Source organism: Roseococcus sp. GW821-FHT12F05, from assembly GCF_058806835.1.
In genome coordinates this window covers 1-19,877 of sequence record NZ_JBXAQB010000024.1, presented here as the reverse complement: position 1 = coordinate 19,877, position 19,877 = coordinate 1, and the positions used below count along the sequence as shown (strand labels likewise).

The following is a 19,877-nucleotide window of genomic DNA, read 5'->3' as shown; positions in this document are numbered from 1 at the left end:
AGCCCCGCCCTTTCGCCGGCGACGGACATCTGCGCCGGAGTGCGGCCTAGCGGGATGCGGGCACCTCACGGCTGAAGCGGAAGCCGTCCAGGGTGGCCTCGGCCACGCGGAACCAGGGGTTGGAGCTTTCGAGGAACCTCTTCCAGGGTCCGTAGAGCGTGCGGAAATCCTCGTTCTGCGCGGCGATCTCCTCGAAGGTCTCGAAGGAGACCCGGTAGGCGGCCTCCAGCACCGGGCGCGGGAAGATGCGCAGCTGCGTGCCGCCGGCCAGCAGCCGGCGCATCGCGTCCGGGTTGCGGGCGTCGTAGCGGGCGAGCATCAGCAAGTACTGCTCATTGGCCGCCATCTCGAAGGCCAGCTTGAAGCTGGCGGGCAGGGCCTCCCAGGCGGGGAGGCTGACCGGCGCGGTGATGGCCGCGCTGCCCTCCCACCAGCCGGGCGAGTAGTAGTAGGGTGCCACCCGGTGCAGGCCGAGCTTCTCGTCGTCGTAAGGGCCGATCCATTCGGAGGCGTCGATCGTGCCGCGCTCCAGCGAGGGGTAGATGTCGGAGGCGGGGAGCTGCTGCGGCACGGCGCCCAGCTTGGCCAGGATGGTGCCGCCCAGGCCGCCGATGCGGATCTTGAGGCCCTGCAGGTCCTCTACGCCGCGGATCTCCTTGCGGTAGAAGCCGCCCATCTGGGTTCCGACATTGCCGCAGGGAACCGGGACCACGTTGATCTTGCGGTAGAAGGCGCGGATGAGCGCGAGCCCGCCGCCCTCCTGCAGCCAGGCGGCCTGCTGGCGCGCGTTGAGGCCGAAGGGCAGGCCGCCGTCGAAGGCGAAGGCCGGGCTCTTGCCGATGTAGTTGGGCGAGAGGACGTGGCCGCATTCCACCGTGCCGGCCTGCACGCCGTCCAGCACCTGCAGCGGCGGCATGATCTCGCCGCCCGCGAAGCAGCGGATCTGGAAACGGCCTTCCGTCACCTCGCCGACACGCTGGCAGAGCGCCTCGGCGGAGCCGTAGAGGGCGTCCAGGCTCTTCGGCCAGGCGGTGGCCATGCGCCAGCGCACGACGGGCTGGGCCTGCGCCAGCGCAGGGGTCGCGAGCGGGACGGCGGCCGCGGCGGCGGTGCCGGCCCCAAGCATCATTCCACGACGATTCATGGTGTTCAGGCTCCTCTGCTGGATGGCGCGGGGACTGGGGCGGCCGCGTCCGCTTTGTCGCTGCGGCGGGCCCGCCGCGTCGATGCATGGCGCCAGGGCATGGCCCGGCGCTCCAGAGCATCCACGCCGCCGATCAGGACGACGCCGAGCAGGGAGAGGATGAGGAGGGCCGCGAAGACGCGCGGCGTGTCGAACTGTCCCTGGGCCGTGAGGATCACGTGGCCGAGCCCGGATTGCGAGGAGACGAACTCGCCCACGATGGCGCCGACCAGGGAGAGCGACATGGCCACCTTCAGCCCCGCGAAGATCGAGGGCAGGGCGGCGAAGAGGCGGATACGGAGCAGGACCTTCCAGCGCGGAGCGCGCAGGGCGCGGGCGAGGTCCAGCACGTCGGACGGGACGGAGCGCAGGCCGAGCGCCGCATCGATCACCACGGCGAAGATCGCGATGAGAAAGGCGATCGCGATCTTGGGCGTGGCGCCCGTGCCGAACCAGATGATGAAGAGCGGCGCCATCGCAACCTTGGGCACGCTGTTCAGCGCGACGAAGAGCGGGAAGAGCAGCCGGTCGAGCGTGGGGGATTCCACGATGGCCACGGCGAAGGCCACGCCCAGCACCGCGGCGGCGAGGAAGCCGGCCAGGGTGATCAGGGTGGTGGCGGCGGCCTGCATGGCGAACCAGCCCGGGAATTCCAGGATGTCGGCCAGCACGAGGCTGGGCGCGGGGATGAGGAAGGCCGGCAGGGCCAGGGCGCGTACCGCCGCTTCCCAGAGCAGCACGAAGCCGACGGCGCCGAGCCAGGGCAGGAGCCAGGCGGCTTTCCTACTCATGCAGCAGCCCCATGGCCTCGAAGCGCGCGCGCAGCCTGCGGCTGAGCGCGGCGAATTCCGGGGTTTCGCGCACCGCCAGCCGGCGATGCGGAGGCAGGTCCACCGCGATGTCGTCCACCGGGCGGCCGGGCCTTGGCGCGAAGACGATCACGCGGGTGGAGAGGAACAGCGCCTCCGGGATGGAGTGGGTGACGAAGACCACCGTCATGCGCGTCTCGCGCCAGAGCCGGTGCAGGTCGATGTTGAGCTGGTCGCGCGTCATGGCGTCCAGCGCGCCGAAGGGCTCGTCCATCAGCAGGAGGGGCGGCTTGAGCAGCAGCGCGCGGCAGATGGCGACGCGCTGGCGCATGCCGCCGGAGAGGGTGTGCGGATAGGCGTGCAGGAAGTCGCCGAGCCCGACCATGGCGAGCAGCTCCCGGGCGCGCGCCACATGGTCCCGCCGCTTCAGCCCGGCGAAATCGGCCGGCAGCAGGACGTTGTCCAGCACGTCGGCCCATTCCAGGAGGGCGTCGCGCTGGAATGCGATGCCGAGCTCCCGGGGCGGCGCGGTGACGGGCTCGCCCACCAGTCTGAGCACTCCGGCGCTGGGCGTCTCCAGCCCGGCCAGGCAGCGCAGGAAGGTGCTTTTCCCGCAGCCGCTGGGGCCGAGCAGCGCGACGAACTCGCCCGGCCGGATCGCGAGATTCACGTCGTCCAGCGCCAGCACGCTGCCGAAGCGCTTGGTGACGCCGCGTGCCTCGATGAAGGGAGCCTTCATGTCGGTGTCCCCCGTCACGAAGGGCGCCGCCTCACCGAGGGGCGGCACCGGCGGCGCCTTTGGCGAGATCCTCGATGATGCGTGGGCTCAGCAGCTCGTTGGTGAAGTAGCTGGCCGGGGCTTCCGCCGCGGGGATCTGGCCGGCGCCGGCGAGGTTGCCCGCGGCCTCCCGCCAGTCCCCCTCCGCCATGGTCCCGAAGGGCTGGCCCTGCGTGGCGGGCGTGGCGACATAGCCGCGGATGAGCTCGATCTGCTCGCGCAGGATCGCGGGCTGCAGCCGCGCCTGCGGCCGCGGGGCGATGATGGCGCGCACCGCCTCGTCCTCGTGGCCGTCGAGGATATAGGCCCAGGTGCCGGCGACGACGCTCGCGAAGCGGGTGAGCGCGTCGCGCTTCTCCGCGACGGCGCGCTCCGTGGCGAAGAGGCCGAAGCTCGGGAAGGACAGCCCGTGATCGGCGAAGCGGATGGCGCTGGAGGGCCTCTGTGCGCGGACCAGGGGCAGGGTGAAGGGAATGCTGGAGAACATCCCGTCGGCGCGGTTGTTGACGTAGAGCCCGACCTTGCCCGCAGCATCCACGCTGATCGCCTCGACATCGTCGCGCTTCAGCCCGCCGGCGGCGAGGAAGCGGTCGATGAAGGGGGTCTCCAGCGAGCCCGGCGTATAGGCCAGCTTCTTGCCGCGCAGCGCCGGGATGGAAGTGATGCCGGCGTTCTCCGGCAGCATCAGCCCGATGTCGTTCTGGCGGAGGAAGGCGGCCACGGCGCGCACCGTGGCGCCCCGGCCGCGCGCGATCATCATCGGTGCCAGAGCGGCATGGCCGAGGTCGAACTGGCCGTTGCCGACGATCTGCACGGTGGCGACGGAGCCGTTGCCGTCCTCGAACTGCGCGAGGATGCCGTGGCGCTCGAACCAGCCCCTGGCGAGCGCGAGGTGGAAGGGCGCGTGGACGCCCCAGGTGGCCCAGTCGAGCCGGGCGGTGACGCGGTCCGCGGCGCGGGCCGGCACGGCGATGAAGGGCAGGCCGAGGAGCGCGGGCAGGGCGCGTCGGGGGATGTCTTGCATCGTCATTCTTCAGCGGCACCTCTTCCTCGAGGGGGCTGGGCTTCGATGTCGCGGCGGAACATCAGCATACCCCCTAATTTCGTAAAACCCTATGCAAGCAGCGGGCCACGGCTCGCCGTCATTTTCCGAACAGCTTCGCCTTCAGCATCGCCCATAGAAGGGCAAGCCCGTTGAGTGGCTTCGCCCCGGCCGCCGGCGCCCGCCCGGCAAGATCGGCCTCGAGATTCGCCGCGAACTGCGCCACGAGACGTCCGATCAGATCGCTGACGAGGCTCGCGCGGCTGAACTGCGCGAGGAGGCCGGAGAGCCGCCAGGACAGGGCGACCGTCACGACGCTGGCGCCCGCTTCCCCGGCGGCCCGCACGCGCCAGCGCACATCGCCCTCGGCCGAGGAGTTCGAGCCGCCGTCCCGCCCGCGCCCCGTGAGCCGTCCTGCGCGCGCGGCGTCGTCCAGCCGAAAATTTCCCTGGCCCGCGAAGGCCACCTTCATCGGCCCGAGCGACACGCGCATCCGGCCCGAGAGCCGGTCGCCCACAATCTCGTCAATCTGCGCGCCGGGCAGGCAAGCCACGACGCGGCGCAGGTCGGACATCGCCTGCCAGACGACATCCGGCGCGGCCTCGATGCGGAAGGCCTGTTCGATCGTGGTCGCATCGCCGCCGAGCGAGGCCGCAGCGGCGATCGGCGCCACCTCCACCGCAACGGGCGCCGACACGGGAAGCACGGCCACGGCCACGGTCACGGGTTCGGCCGCCGGCTGCGGCGCGCGGCCGGCGCAGACCGCGCCGATGGCCTCCACGATGCCGACATAGCCCGTGCAGCGACAGAGGTTGCCCGACATCTCCTCGCGGATGCGCCGCTCCGGCACCTCGCCCAGCCGCAGCACGACGTCGCGCGCGGAGATCAGCATGCCCGGCGTGCAGAAGCCGCATTGCAGCGCGTGATGCGCGGAGAAGGCCTCGCGCAGCTTCTGCATGACCGGGTCGGCGTCGAAGCCCTCGATGGTGGTGACCGTGCTGCCGTCGCAATCCACGGCATAGGCGATGCAGGAGCGCTGGGGCACGCCGTCGATCAGCACGGTGCAGGCGCCGCAGACACCCTGCTCGCAGCCGAGATGCGTGCCGGTGAGGCCGAGCGTGCCGCGCAGCCAGTCCGCCAGATGCGTGCGGGGCTCCACCAGGCCGGAATGGCGCTGGCCGTTCACCTCCAGGGCGATCTGCATCATGCGGAGAATTCTGCCAGTTGTTCGAGCGCGCGCCGCGCGCAGACGGTGAGCTGCCGGCGGGACATCGCATCGAGCCCGGGCAGAAGGGAGGCCAGTTCCTCGGCGAGGCCGGGCGCCGCGGCTCCTGTGCCTTCCGCCAGGAGCCGGGCGCCGGCGGCCGGCAGCAGCACGGGAGCGCCGCCCGTGGCGCCGGCCACCACGCGGGCCACCCCGCGCTCGGGGTCGAGGACGGCGGCGCCGATCGCCTTGGCGAGCTCGCCGGTCTTGCGGCAGATCTTGTGGTAGCCCCAGCGCGCAGAGGCGGAGAGGCGCGGCAGCTCCACCGCGGCCAGGATCTCGTCCTCCGCCAGCACCGTGGCGAAGGCACCCAGCATGAAGCGCTCCGCCGGCACGCGGCGCGCGCCGCGTGGGCTATGCAGCACCATCGTCGCGCTGAGCGCCACCATGGTGCTCGCCCAGTCGGCGGCGGGATCGGCATGGGCGAGCGAGCCGCCCAGCGTGCCGCGGTTGCGCACGGCGCGGTAGGCGATGCCGCCGGCCACGTGGCGCAGCATCCCGCGCGCCGGATCCTCCACCAGCCCGTCCTCGATGGCCGCATGCGTCCAGCCCGCGCCGATGGACAGCGCGCGCGCATCGCCCTCCACGACGCACAGGCCGGCGCGCTTGATGTCGACGAGGCGCGCGGGGCGGGCCAGTCGCAGGTTCAGCATGGGCCCGAGCGACTGGCCGCCGCCGAGCAGCCGCGCCTCGCCCGGCGCGGCGGCGAGCAGCGCGACTGCCTCGGCGGCGCTGGAGGCACGGGCATAGTCGAAGGCGATGGGCTTCATGCGTGTTCGGCTGCCACGGCGTCGAGCGCGCGCAGGATGCGCTCGGGGCTCGCGGGGATGTCGCGCAGCGTGGCGCCGAGCGGCGCCAGTGCATCGTTGATGGCGTTGACGATGGCCGCGGCGGGCGCGATGGCGCCGCCCTCTCCCACACCCTTGATGCCGTGCGCGGTGTGCGGCGAGAGCGTCTCGCTGTGATGGATGCGGAAGCGCGGCAGCTCCGTCGGGCCGGGCAGGATGTAGTCGATCAGCGTGGAGGCCAGCGGCTGCCCGTGGCCGTCATAGGGGCTCTCCTCGAAGAGCGCGCTGCCGATGCCCTGCGCCGCGCCGCCATAGGTCTGGCCCTCCACGATCATCGGGTTGACCATGCGGCCGCAATCCTCGGAGATGACGTAGTCCAGGATCTCCACCAGGCCGGTCTCCGCATCCACGGCAAGCCTCACGGCGTGGCTGGCATAGGAGAAGACGCCGGTGTCGACGGCGGGCTTGTAGCCCTCCGTCGCCTCCAGCCCGCCGGTGTCGGCGTTCTCGGGCAGCTGGTCCGGGCGCAGGTACCAGGCGCGGCCGATATCGGCATAGCCGAGGCTCGCGGCGCCGGCATGGATGCGCCCGCCGCGGAAGGCGATGTCGGAGGGCTCGGCCTGCAGCAGATGGGCCGCGATGGCCTTGATGCGCTCCGCCACCTTCGCCCCCGCGCGCGAGACCGCGCCGCCCGCCATGACGATGCCGCGCGAGGCGTAGGCGCCGGTCGAGTAGGGTGTGGTGGCCGTGTCGCCGAGGGTGACGCGGATATCGGCGATGGGCACGCCGGTCATCTCGTGCGCGACCTGCGCCAGCGTCGTCTCTAGCCCCTGGCCGATGGTGTGGATGCCCGAGCGCACCTCCAGCGAGCCGTCGGGCGTGAGCTTCACCATGGCCTGCTCGTAGCCGGGCACCAGCGGCAGGCCCCAGGCGGCGAAGACCTTGGTGTTGTGCGCGGACTGCTCGGTGTAGGTGGCGAAGCCGATGCCGAGGTGGCGGCCCTTCGTGTCGCGCCGCGGGCCGGCGCGGAAGGCCTCGAAGCCGATCATCTGGCGCACGGTCTCGAGCGAGGCGGGGTAGTCGCCGCTGTCGTAGTGCTTGCCGGTGATGTTGGTGTAGGGCATCGCGGCACCCGGCACGAGGTTTTCGGCGCGCACCTCCCAGGCCTCGCGCCCCACCGCCTTAGCGACGGCGTCGATGACGGATTCGATGGCGAAGCACACGCCGGGCCGCGCCACGCCGCGATAGGGCGCGAAGGGCGGCTTGTTGGTGGCCACCGAGAGCACGTGGCAGCGATAGGCCTTGAGGTCGTAGGGGCCGGGCAGGTTGCCGCCAGCCTGTGCGGCCTCCAGGCAGGCGGTGAAGGGCCAGACGGAATAGGCGCCGGTGTCCACCATGATCTCGGCGTCGAGGCCGAGCAGGCGGCCGCGCGCGTCGGCATAGGCGGTGAGCTTGTAATGATGCTGGCGCGCATTGGCGCCGGCGGTGAGGTGCTCGCGCCGGTCCTCGGTCCAGCGGAAGGGCGTCTTGCGGGTCAGCGCCAGCCAGGCGACGCAGATCTCCTCCGGCTGGAGGATGCATTTGTAGCCGAAGCCGCCCCCGACATCGGGCGGCGCGATGCGGATGATGCCCTGGCTGATGCCCAGCATCTCCGCGAGACCCGTGCGGATCAGATGCGGCACCTGCGTCGAGGTGTGGACCACGAGCTGCCCAGCGCGATGGTCCCACCAGGCCAGCACGCCCTTGCCCTCCATCGGGTGCATGGTCTGGCGCGCGGTGGAGAGCGTGAGGTCCACGCGCACCGGCGCGCTCGCGGCCACGGGATCGAGGCCGCTGTCGAAGCGCGTCTCGAGGAAGAAGTTGTCGCCCCAATGCGGGTGCAGCAGCGTGGCACCTTGCGCGCGGCCGGCCTCGCAGGAGGCGATGACGGGCAGTTCCTCGAACTCCACCTCCACGGCCTCGGCGAGATCCTCGGCGCGGGCGCGGGTCTCGGCCACGCACATGGCGATGGGCTCGCCCACGAAGCGCACGCGGTCGGCCGCCAGCGCGTGGTAGTCGGAGACCTTGTAGCCCGGGATGGTGGAGCGGACCGTCATCGGGATCACGCCCGCCAGCTCCGCCTGGAAGATCACCGAATCGTCCCGGCCCTGCGGCTTGGAACGGCGCGTGATCCGGGCATGCGCGACGGGCGAGCGGAGGAAGGCCACCTCCTGCAATCCGGGCATCTGGATGTCGCCCACGAAGCATCCGCGGCCGGCGAGGTGGCGGGCATCCTCCTTGCGTCGCACCCGCGCGCCGATGCCTTCGCGCGCCTCGCCCTCCAGGACGGAACCCTGTCCCTCGCCCATCACGACCCCCTGATCACGACTGGCATCCCCGGCTCTGGCGTCCGGAATTAGGGGGTATGCTGAGGAAAATGCCGGTTGGCGTCAATGGGCGTCTCGCTCCTGCGCAGGCCGGGCGGTATGATCCCGGCGATTCTCGTGTCTTTCCTCCGGGAGAGGATGAACAGGGTAGATCCATCATGAACGTCGTCACCCCGCCGGCGCGGCGAAAGCGGGTTCCGCGCAAGGCGGAGGCCCAGGCCGATCCCGCCGATCCGGTCGCCAACCCCGAGCTGCGCGAGCTGATCGAGCGGCTGCCGCTGTGGCGCCGCCCGGGCTATCTCGTGCGGCGGCTGAACCAGATCCACTACGCGCTGTTCCAGGAGGAATGCGCCGGCTTCGACATCACGCCCGTGCAGTACGGGCTGCTGACGACACTCTCGCTGAACCCCGACGCGGACCAGATCACGCTGGCCGTCGAGGTCGGCATCGATCGCACCAACGTGGCCGACGTGCTGAGCCGCCTGGCGCGGCGCGGGCTGGTGAGCCGCAAGCGGGGGACGCGAGACCAGCGGACCATGGTGGCGCGGCTGACGCCGGCCGGCCTGAAGCTGACCAAGGAGATGCATGCGGCGATGAGCCGCGCGCAGGAGCGCTTCCTCTCCCCGCTGGACGAGAAGGAGCGGCTTGGCCTGGTGGAGACGCTGATGCGCCTGGTCGATGCCAACAACCACCATGGCCGTGCCGAGCTCCGGCTCCCTAAGGCGAACGAGGCCTGATCCGGCCGCTCAGACCGGGATGCAGAGCGCGTTCGGCACCAGCAGGCTATCGTAGATGCAGCGGCGCGAGGCCAGCTTCAGCTCCCCGTCCACGCGGCGGAACACGTCCTCGTAGCGGCCGAGCTGGTGCAGCGTGGCGTCGGGTCGGTCGAACAGGACCTGGAGGACGATGTAGTTCGCCCGTGCGCGCACCTCGCCCTTCTCCTCCGGCCCGAGGATCTGCGTGTTGCTGACGATATGGCGGAGATACCGCGGCGCGAACATCGCCGTCTTCTCCAAAGCGAAGGCGCGGTCGCGGATCATGCCGATCCCCTCGCAGTAGATCAGCCCGACCGGTCGCTTGCGGTCGTGGTTCTCGCGCGAGATGACGACGTAGAAGCCGTCCTCGGTGAACATCTCCGCCCAGTCGGCCAGGCGCAACTCGTCCAGCGCGGTGGAGTAGGCGGCATGGAAGGCCTCCACCTCCTCCTTGAGGAGCAGCCGGTCGATCCGGGCCTCGCGGTCGGCCAGGGTGGCGGGCGAGTCCAGCATCGTCAGAGCCCCATTTCCTGGCGCCAGTGGCGATACATGGCGCGGATGGCGGCTTCGGAGATGAGGGTGTCGGAGGTGCCGGCCTCCACCGCCGGGTCCAGCTTCACGATGTGCCCGCCGCCGGGCACGTTCCGCATGCCGTCCTGCACGAACTTGATGGCCTCGTTGTCCTCTAGGCCGAGGAAGCCGGCGGGGCCCATCAGGTTGCCCTGGCGCAGGCGGTGGCGGGTCATCTCGTCGCTGTCGCCCTCGAAGCCGAACATGGTCCACTTCATGATGAACTCATGCGGGCCGGTCGGGATGATCTGGCGGATGCCCAGCGTGTTCATCTCGCGCTGCACGATCAGGTTGGGCCAGATGGTCGACATGGTGACGGACCAGGGGCTGTCGAACTCTTCCACGAAGTCCATGAAGCGCGGCTCCTGCAGCGTCATGCCCTCCTTGTAGGCGCGCATCTCCTTCTTGGAATCGGCGGAGAGCTTGGAGGTGTCGGACTTGGCCGAGGCCATCACCCCGTGGCGCCCGGACTCGTCGGCCAGCATCAGGGATTTGTTGCCGGCCACCAGCAGCCCGAAGGTGACGAGGAAGGTGTGCAGCAGCGTCGCGTGATACGGATCCTTCAGGTTCTCGTGGTAAAGCTTCCAGTTGCCGGGCAGCGTGTGGCGGTAATGGCCGAGGATGGTCAGCTTGCGCCCGTCGAAGGTGGCCTCGAACTCGCGCAGCACCTCGGGGCCGAGATAGTCGGCGAAGCTTTCCATGTCCTCGGCGTAGGAAGCGAAGACCACGCCGCGATGGGTGGTGACGGTGAGGCGCTTCAGCCCGTGCTTGGAGGCGTCGAAATCCGCGGGCATGCCGCCCTGGCCGTTCACGCCGCGGCGGAAGGGCACGCCGGCGAGGTTGCCCTTCAGGTCGTAGCTCCACTGGTGATAGGGGCAGACGAATTCCTTCACGTTGCCGTCCAGCTCCCGGCAGAACTCGGCCGCGCGGTGGGTGCAGCGGTTCTCGAAGACGTGGATCGAGCCGTCCTCCGCACGGGAGACCACGACGGGCGTGGGGCCGACGTTCGAGCGGATGAAATCGCCCGTGTTGGGGATCTCGGACTCCAGCGCCACGTAGTTCCAGGTGTGGCCGTGGAAGATGCGCTCCACCTCGCGCTGGTAGACGGTCTCGTCCGTGTAGACCCAGTCCGGGATCGCGGTGAGGCCCTCGGCGGGCCAGAGGAAGCGCTGCCGCAGCGGGATGTCGCCGATACCGTCCATCGTCGGGGTCTCCAGTGGGGTGGGGGGCGCCTCTTCATCGAGCCAATGCGCGTCATGGGCGGCCGGATCGAAGCCGGCATTGCGGAGGAAGGCGTCGCGCGCCTCGCGGATCGCCTGGGGCGCATGGAAGGCCATCAGGCCGGTCAGGCGGCCGGTGGCGCGGTCCACGGTGCGGTAGACGGCGCCGGCCTCGGCGGCGGGGCCGCTGAGCGCCACGCGGTCGCCGGGGCCGGGCAGGCCGAGCATCTGGATGTTCAGGCCGAACTGGTCCGTCCAGAACCAGGGGCGCTTCGGGGGAGCGCCGGCGGCGCCGGCCATGGAGCGGCCGGCGGCAGTGCCGCCCTCCTCGGCGTTCTGCCAGCTCTCCAGCCGGAGGCGGCGGCCGTGTACCGGCTCGTCCAGGACCACGCAGTCGCCGGCGGCCCAGATGCCGGGTAGGCTGGTGCGGCCCTCCGCATCCACGAGGATGGAGCCCGCCTCCATGGCGCAGCCGGCGGCCGCGCCGAGCGGCGCGGCGGCGTCCAGCCCGATGCCGACCAGCACGGCATCGGCCGGCACGGCGCCCGCCGAGGTGAGCACGGAGAGATGGGCGCCTTCGGCCTCGATCGCGCGGACGGCCTCGCCCAGCCGGACGGTGACGCCGTGGCGCTCTGCCAGGGCGCGGAAGGCGGCGCCGAGCGGCGCGGGCAGCAGGCGCGCCATCAGCTCCGGCTCGCGCTCGATCAGGGTGACGGCGCAGCCGCGGGCGCGGGCCGCCGAGGCGAGCTCCAGCCCGATGAAGCCGCCGCCGATGATGGCGACGCGCGAGGCGCGGCCCAGCGCCGCCGCGATCGCCCGGGCGTCCTCCAGCGTGCGGAGATGCAGCACGCCGGGATGTTCGGCACCAGGCACGGCGAGGCGCCGTGCCTGGCCTCCCGTGGCGATGAGGAGCCTGTCGTAGGGCAAGGTGCTGCCGTCGCCGAGCACCACCTGGCGCGCCGCCGCGTCCACGCTCTCGACGCGGGTGCCGAGGTGCAGGGCGACATCGAAGGCCCGGGCCTCGGCCTCCGTCAGCCGGCAGGGGGGCAGGGTGCCGTCGCCGGCCAGCATCGCCTTCGAGAGGGCGGGTCGCTCGTAGGGCAGATGGACCTCCTGCCCGACGAGCGCGATCTCGCCGCCGAAGCCCTGATGGCGCAGGGCGCGGATGGCCGCCGCCGCCGCCTGGCCCGCGCCGGCCACCACCACGCGCTCCGCGCGCGCCACGGCCGGGGCCGCGTCGGTGATCGAGGCAAGCGGGAGGGCCTCGGCCGGCCGCTCCAGGTCCACATGCACCTCGCCGTCCTCGACTTTCACGGCATAGGTCCGCAGATCCTCCGTCAGCGGGGCGCAGAGGGCGCGGCCGGTGCGGATGTCGAACAGCCCCTGGTGCAGCGGGCATTCGACCTTGCCGTCCTCGACCCAGCCCTCGGCCAGCAGGGCGAGCGCATGGGTGCAGATGCCGTGGGTGGCATGCACCTGGCCGCCGCTGCGGAAGAGGGCGATGGGCGTGCCGTCGAGCTCGGCCTTGTCGACGCCACCATCGGTGAGTGCCGCGAGGGCGGCGACCTTCTGCCAGGCCATGAAGCGCTCCGGGATGTGCGGCCGATCGCCGGGTGATGCTCAGTATGCCACCCTATCGGCACTCTAGGCGCCCTTTCGGGCTTGCGTCAATTTCATCAGTATACCAGCATATATCCGACGAGAAGGAGAGCGCGCGATGGCGCAGGAGCCGCTGGCCCTGAGGGGCAACTTCCTCCACATCTACGATTTCCGGATCAAGCCGGGCATGGAGGAGGAGTTCGTCCGCGAGTTCGAGGAGTTCGACTATTCGGACGGCAACCCGATGCACAAGTCGAGCGCGCAGGTGAAGGATGGCGTGCTCTGCCGCGACGTGGAGGATCCGCTGCGATTCTACCTCATCGCCGAATGGGCAAGCATCGAGGAGCACGCGCGCATCCTGCCGATCCTGAAGGAGATGAAGCCCACCTTCATCCGCCACATCGAGGGTGGTCCCGCGGCGTTCAAGCCGCGCTACGTCAAGGTGGTGTCCTCCACCCCGGACGAGATCCTGCACAAGGCCGCGGAGGGCTGAGGCCCGCGCCACGCGCGCCAAAAGCTGCTGTCATGGGCCTCGCCACCGATGGAGCCGAGCCGATGACCGAGAGAGCCCCGAGTTTCGATCCGCCGCCGCCGGCCGGCCGCCTGCGCGGCCGGAAGGTGGTCCTGACCGGCGCGGCCTCGGGCATCGGTGCGCGCATCGCGACACTGTTCGCGGCCGAGGGCGCGGCGCTCGCCCTGCTCGACCGCAGCGCCCATGCGTTGCGGGAGGTCGCCGCCGTGACCGGCGCCGCGGCGCTGCCCCTCGACATCACGGACGAGGCCGAGCTGGGGGCGGCCCTGGCGCAGGCGGCTGCGGGCATGGGCGGCATCGACGCCGTGGTGAACTGCGCCGGGCTCTTCCGCATCGGCGGACTCGCGGAGCTGCCGCCCGAAGAGTGGCGGCGCGTGGTGGAAGTGAACCTGTTCGGCCCCTACTTGGTGCTGCGCGCGAGCCTGCCCTGGCTGCGCGAGGCGCCCTTCGCCACGGTGGTCAACGTCGCCTCCGCGCTGGGCCTCGTGCCCGCGGGGCCGCCGGCCTCGGCCTATATCGCCTCCAAGGGCGGGCTGATCAGCCTCGGCCGGGCGCTGGCGCGCGAGCTCGCGCCGCGCATCCGTGTGAACACGCTGTGCCCCGGCATGGTGGAGACGCCGATGACCGAGGGCGTCGCCGGCGACGGCAGCCACTACGCGCTGAAGCGCAACGTCACGGTGCAGGAGGTCGCGCAGGCCGCGCTGTTCCTCACGGGGACCGAGAGCGCGATGATGACGGGCGTGGCGATGGTGGTGGATGGCGGCCGGACCTTCCACTGAGTCGTCCTTGCTGTATCGCGGGATTCAGACCTGCGGCGCCTGCGCGCCTTCGGTCATCCCGCTCTACGCCGGCGGTACGACCGCCTGTGCCTCGTCATAGGCCAGCAGCGAGGCCCAGTGACGCTCAACGTCGCCGCAGAAGAGCCCGCGCGTCAGGCCCTGCACCAGCCGCGGCACCGCCGTCGTCATGGCGTTGATGGAGGAGCCGGAGGGGCCGTGGCTCATGGTCGAGGCCATGCTGAAGAGGTGGATGTCGCGCATCCAGGCCGTGCGCTCCGGATCGCGCGGCAGCAGCGCGAAATCGGGCGCGAGGTAGGGGAAGCGCGCCAGCCTCTCGTCGCATTCGGCCTCGGGCGGCGTGTAACAGTCAGCCCATCGGGCGATGTTGCCGGCGAGGCGCGCCAGCTCCGGCCGCTGTGCGAAGTCCATCTCGACACCAGTCGCGCAGATCAGGAAATCGGCGCGGTGCGGGCCGAGCGGCGTCGCGAGCTCGACCTCGCCGTCCAAAATGCGGGCGCCGGTCCAGGGCGCGCCGCGGAGGAGGCGGAACTGCGGATGGGTGGCGCAGCGGTCGTAGCTGTGCTGCGGAAAGCCCTCGCGCATCCCGAGCGCCCGGCTCATGAAGCGCCAGCGCCATTCATCCGGCAGGTCGCCAAGATGGCGCGGGAAGCCGGCGAAGGTCATCCAGCGATAGGGCTGCACCACCTGCGGTTCGGCGCGGCGGCAGAAGATGTGGACCTCGGCTGCCCCGGCTTCGAGCGCCATGGCGGCGTTGTCGAAGGCCGAGGCGCCGGCGCCGAGCACCGCGACGCGCTTTCCCGCGAGCGCGGCGAAATCGATCGCGTCCGCCGCATGGGCGCGGAAGCGGGTGGGCAGGGCATCGACGAAGTTCGGCATCCACCAGCAGCCCGCGCTCTCCTGCCCCGTGGCAAGCACGACCTTGCGCGTGTGGCGTTGCGTGACGCCGCCGTCCCCGTCGCGCAGAGCCACGCGGAGCAGTCCGCCGCCGGCGGGCGCGATGTCGACCGCTTCCAGCCCGTTTTCAACCGGTAGCTCCAGCGTATCCCGCAGCCAGAGCAGGTACGCGGCCCAGTCCTGCCTGACGATGAGGTGCAGCGCCCGCCAATGCGCCTCGCCATAGCGCGCCTCGTGCCAGGACTGGTAGGTCAGGCTCGGCACGTCGAGATCGGGGCCGGTGAAGTCCTTGGGCGAGCGCAGCGTCGGCATGCGCGCATAGGTCAGCCAGGGGCCCTCCAGCCCGCGCGGCGCCCGGTCCACCAGCAGCACGTTCTCCACCCGCGCGCGCTGCAGGGCGAAGCCGATGCCGAGCCCGCATTGCCCCGCGCCGACGATCAGCACGTCCAGCGCCGGCTGCCCGTCCGGGCCGATCCGCGGCTCGGTCCAGGGCGGCCGGGGATGGGCGATGCGCCGGAGGTCATCGCGCGCCCGGGCGGCCAGCGCCGCCACGCCGTCCATGGGGCCGGGCGCGTTCATCGAACCTGCCACCCGCCATCCACCGCGAGCTCCGTCCCGGTGGTGAATCCTGCAGCGTCGCTGGCGAGGTAGAGGGCCGCGGCCGCAATCTCTTCGGGACGGCCAAGCCGTCCGACCGGGTGCCGGCCGACCGAGACCTCGCGCGCTGCCGCTGCATCTGATGCGCGCTGCCAGCTCCGTTCCAGCAGCGGTGTGTGGATGGCGCCGGGCAGGATGGTGTTCACCCGGATGCCGTCCGCCGCGAAGTCCAGCGCCATGCTGCGGGCAAGCGCCGCCACGGCGCCCTTGGAGGCGACATAGGCGCAGTTGCTGCGTCCGCCGCTCTGCGCCATGGCGGAGCCGATCAGGATGATGCTGCCGCCGCCCTGCGCCCGCATCGCGGGCAGCACCGACCGCGCCCAGAGCCAGCTCCCGTCGAGGTTGGTGCGCAGCACCGCCGTCCAGTCCTCGGGCGAGACCGTCAGGGCGGAGCCCGCGCGGGAAAAGCCGGCGGCCGTCACCAGGGCGTCGATGCGACCCCAGCGTTCCAGCACGGCTTCGGCGTCGGCGGCGACCTGCTCCGGTTCGGCGACGTCGCTGCCGCGTGCCACCGCCTCGCCGCCCGCCGCCGCGATCTCCGCTGCCACTGCGGCCGCCGCCTCGAAGTCGCGGTCCACGATCCCGACCCGCATCCCCTCCCGCGCGAAGAGCAGCGCGGTGGCCCGCCCGATCCCCGAGCCGCCGCCGGTCACGACGGCGACGCGGCTTCCACTGCTCATGCGCGGCGAAGGTCGCGAAAATCGATCTGCCGCCAGGGGTGGTAGGCGTAGCCTTCGATGCTGTGCGCCATCACCGCCTCGTGGTTGGGCTGCCACATCATGACCTGCGGCACCTCGGCGCCGAGGATGCCGATCATGCGCTTGCAGATGCGCTCGTATTCCGCGGAGTTGAGCTCGAACTGCGCCTGCGCCACCAGCGCGTTCATCTCGGCATTCTCGAAGCTGGAAAAATTCCAGCGCTGGTTGCCGGTGAAGTAGAGGCGGAAATAGTAGTCCGTCGTGGGCAGCCAGGCGACGCCGCCGTCGGTGTAGAAGGGCAGCCGCTTCTCCGCCTCCAAGCTGTTGAACTGCGCGTCCGGCATCTTCTGCAGCTCCACGCGGACGCCGATGCGGCCGAGCGATTCCTGCAGCAGCGCGGCCATAGGCTCGGCCCGCTGCGCCTGGCCGACGCTGAAGGCGAAGGTGGTGGAGAGGCCATTCGGGAAGCCCGCCTCGGCCAGCAGCGCGCGGGCGCGGCCGAGATCGGTCGCGAGCGGCATGGGCTGGGGGAAGGCGATGGTCGGCGGCTCCTCGCTCCAGGTACCGCCGAAGAGCGGCGCGCCGCGGCCGAACATCGCGGCCTGGAACATATCGGCATAGGGCAGGGCCGCGGCGATCGCGCGGCGCAGCTTCGGGTTGTCGAAGGGCGCGAGCTGCGTGTTGAAGGAGATGTGGGTGAAGCCGTTGCTCTCCGGCACGGTGAAGAGCTTGACGCGGCCACGCTGGATGAGCGCGGGCACGTCGCTGGCCTGCAGGTCGATGGAGATGTCGGCGTCGCCGCGCTCCAGCAGCGTGGCGCGCGTCGCGGCCTCGGGCACGGTCTGGGCGATGATGCGGCGGAAGGCGGCGGGCCTGCCGTCGATGCCGCCCTTCCAGCTCTCGTTGCGCCGGAGCACGACCTGTTCGCCGGGGCGGAAGGTCTCGACCGTGTAGGCGCCGCTGGCCGCCGTGTTCTCCTTCATCCAGCGCATGGCCCAGGGGTCGTCGGCGGTGGCGTGGCGCTTGGCGAGCGTGCTGTTCACCATGATGCAGTAGGGGATGCAGAGCTCGGACAGCGCCAGGCGGTCCGGCTTCTCCAGCAGCACCTCGACCGTCATGGGGCCGACGACGCGGAACTGCTCCACGCGCGTGAGCGAGCCCGTCGCCATGGCGCCCGGCGCGAGCGAGGGCGCCGCCACGGCGCGATCGAGCGACCATTTCGCATCGGCCGCGGTGACGGGCGTGCCGTCGTGCCAGGTGGCGCCCTGGCGCATCTGCAGCGTGATGCGCAGCCCGTCCGGCGAGACCTCCCAGGCCTCGGCCAGCTCGCCGCGGAAGGTGCCGTGGTCGAAGGTGAAGCCGCCGGGCACCGGCTTGCGGCCGAAGGCCAGCAGCCGGTCGTAGACCGCCATGGAGAGGCCGAAGGATTCCCGCGTCGAGCCCAGCATGGTGGGGTCGAGCGTGTTGATCGTGTTGCCCGTCACCTGCCGCAGCGTCTCGGCGCGGCTCTGCGCCTGGGCGAGGCGCGGCGCGGCGGCGAGGGCGGCTCCGCCCAGAAGGGCATGCCGGCGGTTCATCTGCATCGTACCAACCTCCTTTGTGGTGGCTGGCGTTCTCCCGTCAGAATCTTGCGGGGCCGTCGGCCCCGGCTAGAGCATGATCGCCGCAGGTGGAAACACCGGAGGCGTGAATCATGCTCTCAAAACAACAGGCTAGAGCTTTCGCAGTGAGCCCTTGCGAACGAAGAAAGCTCTAGCGCATCGTCGCCGGCTGGTTGGCGCGCGAGACCTTCATCAGCCGGTGGTCGCCCGAGGTGATCGGCGCATGGCGCGGCGCCGCCCCGGGCGCGAGGCAGGTGGGGATGCACTCGATCAGCGCGTCGTGGTTCGGCTGGTGGAAGAAGGCGATGGAGAGCCGCCCCACATTCTCGGCCTGCTTCGGGTTCGCCACGCGGTGCAGGGTCGAGACGTAGCGGTCGTTGGTCCATTGCGCCATGAGGTCGCCGATGTTGACGACGTAGCTGCCCGGCAGGTTCGGCACGGCCTCCCACGTCCCGTCGCGGTTCAGCACCTCGAGCCCGCCGGAGTTGCGGTCTGTCATCAGGATGGTGAGCGCGCCGTAGTCGGTGTGCTCGCCGGCGCGGATCTGGCCCTCGGCGACGGGCGCGGCCTGTTGCGGATAATGCAGGGCGCGGAGGTTGCTGATGTGGCGGTCCACCTTGTCGGCGAACCAGTCGGAAGGCAGGTCCAGCGCCAGGGCGAAGCCGCGCAGCAGGCGCTGCGAAAGGGCGGACAGGGCTCGGTAATAGGCCTCGAAGGCCGGGCGGAAGGCAGTAGGCTCGGCGGGCCAGACATTGGTGGCGAAATGCGGCGCGGCGGCGGGCGCGGCGTGGTAGGCGTCCTGCGGCACGTCCACCGGGCCGATGCTGAAGGCCTCCTTCAGATCCGCCGCGGCGCCGGCGCGGCCGAGGCTGCGGGCGAGGCCCTCGGTCGCGAGCGGGATGTAGCCGCGATAGGAGGGTGGGCGGCGCTCCACCCGCTGCTTCTCCGCCTCGGGCCGGTCGAAGAAGGCCAGGGAGGCCTCGCGGATCGCCTGCTGCAGGGCGGGGTCCACGCCGTGGCCGGTGATGCAGAAGAAGCCGATGCGCGTGCAGGCATCGTCGATCTGCCGGGCGACCGCGCGCTGGGCCTCGGCGTCGCTGGAGAAAAGGCCAGAGATATCGATGACGGGGACGCCCGTGGAGGCTTCACCCGGCCTCGTCCCGACCATGATCGCGTCATCCGCCATCCGCGCTGCCCCTGTCTGTCTGCCTGTCGTGGAGGAGCTTAGCGGTGCGTGCTATGCAGCGGCATTCGGATATGTCGCCTCCCCCCAACGCGAGGTTATGGATCGAGGATGAACCTGCGCCAGGCCGAGGTGTTCCGCGCGGTGATGCAGACCGGCTCGATGACCGGCGCGGCCAAGCTGCTCCACGTCTCGCAGCCCGCCATCAGCCGCGTGCTGAAGCACACGGAGGACGTGCTGGGCTACCTGCTCTTCGAGCGGCGCGGCACGCGGCTGCTGCCCACGCCCGAGGCCGAGGCCCTGCGTGAGGAGACCGAAGCCGCGCTCGAAGGCATGCAGCGCGTGGCGGTGCTGGCGGCGGCGCTGGGCCGCAGCAGCGGCACGCTGCGCATCGCCGCCAATCCGAGCTTCGGCGCGGTGGCGCTGCCCGCCGCGGTGGCGCGCTTCCGCGCCCGCCATCCGCGCGCGCGGATGGACATGCTGACCACGGCGCATCCCTTCGTGGTGGACCGCATCGCGCTGCGCCAGGCGGATATCGGGCTGACGCAGTTCCCGGTCTCGCATCCGGCCGTCCTGGCGCAGCGGCTCGGCAGCTTTCCCTGCGCCGTGGCGCTGCCGGCGGGCTCGCCGCTGGCGCAGCGCAGGGTGGTTCCCGTCGCCGCGCTGCAGAGCGTGCCGCTGATCTCCTACGAGCGCGGCACCCCGATCGGCGACGTGGTGGGCGAGCATCTCGCGGCGCATGGCGTGCGGCAGCAGCCCGAGATCACCGTGCGTTACCCGCTCATCGCCTGCATGTTCGTCGATGCCGGGCTGGGTGCCGCGGTGATCGATCCTTTCATGGCGCTGGAGCCGAAGCGGTGGCGCTTCGCGATGCGCCCGCTCGATCCGCCGCTGAGCATGGAGGCCTGGCTGCTGACGCCGGCCGCGCAACCTCTTCCCCATGCCGGGCGGGGCTTCATCAAGGCCCTGCGCGAGACGCTGGCGAAGCTGCTTCCTCAGGACTGAGTCTCGGTACCGGCTGTGCGCAGGGCGGCCGCAGATCGGCAATTGGAATTGGGGTGCTAGGTGTTTAGTCCCGGCATTTGATGGGTTGGATCGAGGCTGAATCGTTCAGGCTCGGCTGTCCAGCATTTGCAGA

At 71.1% G+C, this 19,877-nt stretch carries 17 protein-coding genes; 4 read left to right on the top strand and 13 right to left on the bottom strand.

Annotated elements, in window-relative coordinates; all coding sequences use genetic code 11:
* Window positions 1–46: 46 nt before the first annotated feature.
* The 7 genes from AC1ROY_RS32720 to AC1ROY_RS32690 all read right to left on the bottom strand — a co-directional run bounded on the left by AC1ROY_RS32720 (window position 47) and on the right by AC1ROY_RS32690 (window position 8,212).
* Window positions 47–1,144, bottom strand: a complete 1,098-nt coding sequence (locus AC1ROY_RS32720; RefSeq protein WP_493153146.1) for a TRAP transporter substrate-binding protein — start codon at window positions 1,142–1,144, stop codon at window positions 47–49.
* Between the two features lie 5 nt (window positions 1,145–1,149).
* Window positions 1,150–1,974: an ABC transporter permease gene (locus AC1ROY_RS32715; protein ID WP_493153145.1), complete on the bottom strand. Its 825-nt coding sequence runs from the start codon at window positions 1,972–1,974 to the stop codon at window positions 1,150–1,152.
* Entirely contained in the window at window positions 1,967–2,779 is an 813-nt protein-coding gene (locus tag AC1ROY_RS32710) for an ABC transporter ATP-binding protein (RefSeq protein ID WP_493153144.1), read from the bottom strand. Before AC1ROY_RS32710 ends, AC1ROY_RS32715 begins: the two co-directional genes overlap by 8 nt.
* Complete coding sequence (locus AC1ROY_RS32705) at window positions 2,763–3,800, bottom strand: ABC transporter substrate-binding protein (RefSeq protein WP_493153143.1); 1,038 nt, start codon at window positions 3,798–3,800, stop codon at window positions 2,763–2,765. Before AC1ROY_RS32705 ends, AC1ROY_RS32710 begins: the two co-directional genes overlap by 17 nt.
* A 112-nt stretch (window positions 3,801–3,912) precedes the next feature.
* On the bottom strand, window positions 3,913–5,019 hold the full coding sequence (locus AC1ROY_RS32700) for a xanthine dehydrogenase family Fe-S subunit (RefSeq protein ID WP_493153142.1): 1,107 nt from the start codon (window positions 5,017–5,019) through the stop codon (window positions 3,913–3,915).
* Window positions 5,016–5,846: an FAD binding domain-containing protein gene (locus tag AC1ROY_RS32695; protein WP_493153141.1), complete on the bottom strand. Its 831-nt coding sequence runs from the start codon at window positions 5,844–5,846 to the stop codon at window positions 5,016–5,018. The genes AC1ROY_RS32700 and AC1ROY_RS32695 overlap by 4 nt, the downstream gene beginning before the upstream one ends.
* Window positions 5,843–8,212 carry a xanthine dehydrogenase family protein molybdopterin-binding subunit gene (locus AC1ROY_RS32690; RefSeq protein ID WP_493153140.1) on the bottom strand — a complete coding sequence of 790 codons (2,370 nt, stop codon included), beginning with the start codon at window positions 8,210–8,212 and terminating at the stop codon, window positions 5,843–5,845. Before AC1ROY_RS32690 ends, AC1ROY_RS32695 begins: the two co-directional genes overlap by 4 nt.
* A gap of 176 nt (window positions 8,213–8,388) precedes the next feature.
* Here AC1ROY_RS32690 and AC1ROY_RS32685 point away from each other — a divergent pair, with 176 nt between their 5' ends.
* Complete coding sequence (locus AC1ROY_RS32685; protein WP_493153139.1) at window positions 8,389–8,967, top strand: MarR family winged helix-turn-helix transcriptional regulator; 579 nt, start codon at window positions 8,389–8,391, stop codon at window positions 8,965–8,967.
* Window positions 8,968–8,976: 9 nt separating this feature from the next.
* Here the strand turns inward: AC1ROY_RS32685 and AC1ROY_RS32680 are convergent, their stop codons facing one another.
* Together AC1ROY_RS32680 and AC1ROY_RS32675 are read right to left on the bottom strand one after the other, a co-directional pair.
* Window positions 8,977–9,498, bottom strand: coding sequence for an aromatic-ring-hydroxylating dioxygenase subunit beta (locus tag AC1ROY_RS32680; RefSeq protein WP_493153138.1), 522 nt, complete (start codon window positions 9,496–9,498; stop codon window positions 8,977–8,979).
* 2 nt (window positions 9,499–9,500) lie between these two features.
* On the bottom strand, window positions 9,501–12,356 hold the full coding sequence (locus tag AC1ROY_RS32675; protein ID WP_493153137.1) for an FAD-dependent oxidoreductase: 2,856 nt from the start codon (window positions 12,354–12,356) through the stop codon (window positions 9,501–9,503).
* Between the two features lie 136 nt (window positions 12,357–12,492).
* Between AC1ROY_RS32675 and AC1ROY_RS32670 the strand changes: the two genes are divergently transcribed.
* Both AC1ROY_RS32670 and AC1ROY_RS32665 read left to right on the top strand, forming a co-directional pair.
* Window positions 12,493–12,867 (top strand): hypothetical protein, encoded by a 375-nt coding sequence (locus AC1ROY_RS32670; protein ID WP_493153136.1) that lies wholly within the window; start codon window positions 12,493–12,495, stop codon window positions 12,865–12,867.
* A gap of 62 nt (window positions 12,868–12,929) precedes the next feature.
* A complete protein-coding gene (locus tag AC1ROY_RS32665) occupies window positions 12,930–13,685 on the top strand; it encodes an SDR family NAD(P)-dependent oxidoreductase (RefSeq protein WP_493153135.1) in 756 nt (251 codons plus the stop codon).
* Window positions 13,686–13,748: 63 nt separating this feature from the next.
* Here AC1ROY_RS32665 and AC1ROY_RS32660 read toward each other — a convergent pair whose 3' ends face one another.
* From AC1ROY_RS32660 to AC1ROY_RS32645, 4 genes are all read right to left on the bottom strand, one after another.
* Window positions 13,749–15,179, bottom strand: coding sequence for an NAD(P)-binding domain-containing protein (locus tag AC1ROY_RS32660; RefSeq protein ID WP_493153134.1), 1,431 nt, complete (start codon window positions 15,177–15,179; stop codon window positions 13,749–13,751).
* Window positions 15,176–15,937 (bottom strand): glucose 1-dehydrogenase, encoded by a 762-nt coding sequence (locus AC1ROY_RS32655; RefSeq protein WP_493153133.1) that lies wholly within the window; start codon window positions 15,935–15,937, stop codon window positions 15,176–15,178. The genes AC1ROY_RS32660 and AC1ROY_RS32655 overlap by 4 nt, the downstream gene beginning before the upstream one ends.
* A complete protein-coding gene (locus tag AC1ROY_RS32650) occupies window positions 15,934–17,538 on the bottom strand; it encodes an ABC transporter substrate-binding protein (protein WP_493153132.1) in 1,605 nt (534 codons plus the stop codon). The genes AC1ROY_RS32655 and AC1ROY_RS32650 overlap by 4 nt, the downstream gene beginning before the upstream one ends.
* Window positions 17,539–17,707: 169 nt before the next feature.
* Window positions 17,708–18,742: an isopenicillin N synthase family dioxygenase gene (locus AC1ROY_RS32645; RefSeq protein ID WP_493153131.1), complete on the bottom strand. Its 1,035-nt coding sequence runs from the start codon at window positions 18,740–18,742 to the stop codon at window positions 17,708–17,710.
* 108 nt (window positions 18,743–18,850) lie between these two features.
* On the opposite strand from AC1ROY_RS32645, the gene AC1ROY_RS32640 reads away from it, so the two are divergent.
* Window positions 18,851–19,744, top strand: a complete 894-nt coding sequence (locus AC1ROY_RS32640; RefSeq protein ID WP_493153130.1) for a LysR family transcriptional regulator — start codon at window positions 18,851–18,853, stop codon at window positions 19,742–19,744.
* Window positions 19,745–19,877: the final 133 nt, after the last annotated feature.

What these genes read in the sequence shown, in the direction of transcription:
- AC1ROY_RS32720 (WP_493153146.1), bottom strand. Translation starts at nt 1,144, where the DNA reads ATGAATCGTCGTGGAATGATGCTTGGGGCCGGCACCGCCGCCGCGGCC.
- AC1ROY_RS32715 (WP_493153145.1), bottom strand. Translation starts at nt 1,974, where the DNA reads ATGAGTAGGAAAGCCGCCTGGCTCCTGCCCTGGCTCGGCGCCGTCGGC.
- AC1ROY_RS32705 (WP_493153143.1), bottom strand. Translation starts at nt 3,800, where the DNA reads ATGACGATGCAAGACATCCCCCGACGCGCCCTGCCCGCGCTCCTCGGC.
- AC1ROY_RS32700 (WP_493153142.1), bottom strand. Translation starts at nt 5,019, where the DNA reads ATGATGCAGATCGCCCTGGAGGTGAACGGCCAGCGCCATTCCGGCCTG.
- AC1ROY_RS32695 (WP_493153141.1), bottom strand. Translation starts at nt 5,846, where the DNA reads ATGAAGCCCATCGCCTTCGACTATGCCCGTGCCTCCAGCGCCGCCGAG.
- AC1ROY_RS32690 (WP_493153140.1), bottom strand. Translation starts at nt 8,212, where the DNA reads ATGGGCGAGGGACAGGGTTCCGTCCTGGAGGGCGAGGCGCGCGAAGGC.
- AC1ROY_RS32685 (WP_493153139.1), top strand. Translation starts at nt 8,389, where the DNA reads ATGAACGTCGTCACCCCGCCGGCGCGGCGAAAGCGGGTTCCGCGCAAG.
- AC1ROY_RS32680 (WP_493153138.1), bottom strand. Translation starts at nt 9,498, where the DNA reads ATGCTGGACTCGCCCGCCACCCTGGCCGACCGCGAGGCCCGGATCGAC.
- AC1ROY_RS32675 (WP_493153137.1), bottom strand. Translation starts at nt 12,356, where the DNA reads ATGGCCTGGCAGAAGGTCGCCGCCCTCGCGGCACTCACCGATGGTGGC.
- AC1ROY_RS32670 (WP_493153136.1), top strand. Translation starts at nt 12,493, where the DNA reads ATGGCGCAGGAGCCGCTGGCCCTGAGGGGCAACTTCCTCCACATCTAC.
- AC1ROY_RS32665 (WP_493153135.1), top strand. Translation starts at nt 12,930, where the DNA reads ATGACCGAGAGAGCCCCGAGTTTCGATCCGCCGCCGCCGGCCGGCCGC.
- AC1ROY_RS32660 (WP_493153134.1), bottom strand. Translation starts at nt 15,179, where the DNA reads ATGAACGCGCCCGGCCCCATGGACGGCGTGGCGGCGCTGGCCGCCCGG.
- AC1ROY_RS32655 (WP_493153133.1), bottom strand. Translation starts at nt 15,937, where the DNA reads ATGAGCAGTGGAAGCCGCGTCGCCGTCGTGACCGGCGGCGGCTCGGGG.
- AC1ROY_RS32650 (WP_493153132.1), bottom strand. Translation starts at nt 17,538, where the DNA reads ATGCAGATGAACCGCCGGCATGCCCTTCTGGGCGGAGCCGCCCTCGCC.
- AC1ROY_RS32645 (WP_493153131.1), bottom strand. Translation starts at nt 18,742, where the DNA reads ATGGCGGATGACGCGATCATGGTCGGGACGAGGCCGGGTGAAGCCTCC.
- AC1ROY_RS32640 (WP_493153130.1), top strand. Translation starts at nt 18,851, where the DNA reads ATGAACCTGCGCCAGGCCGAGGTGTTCCGCGCGGTGATGCAGACCGGC.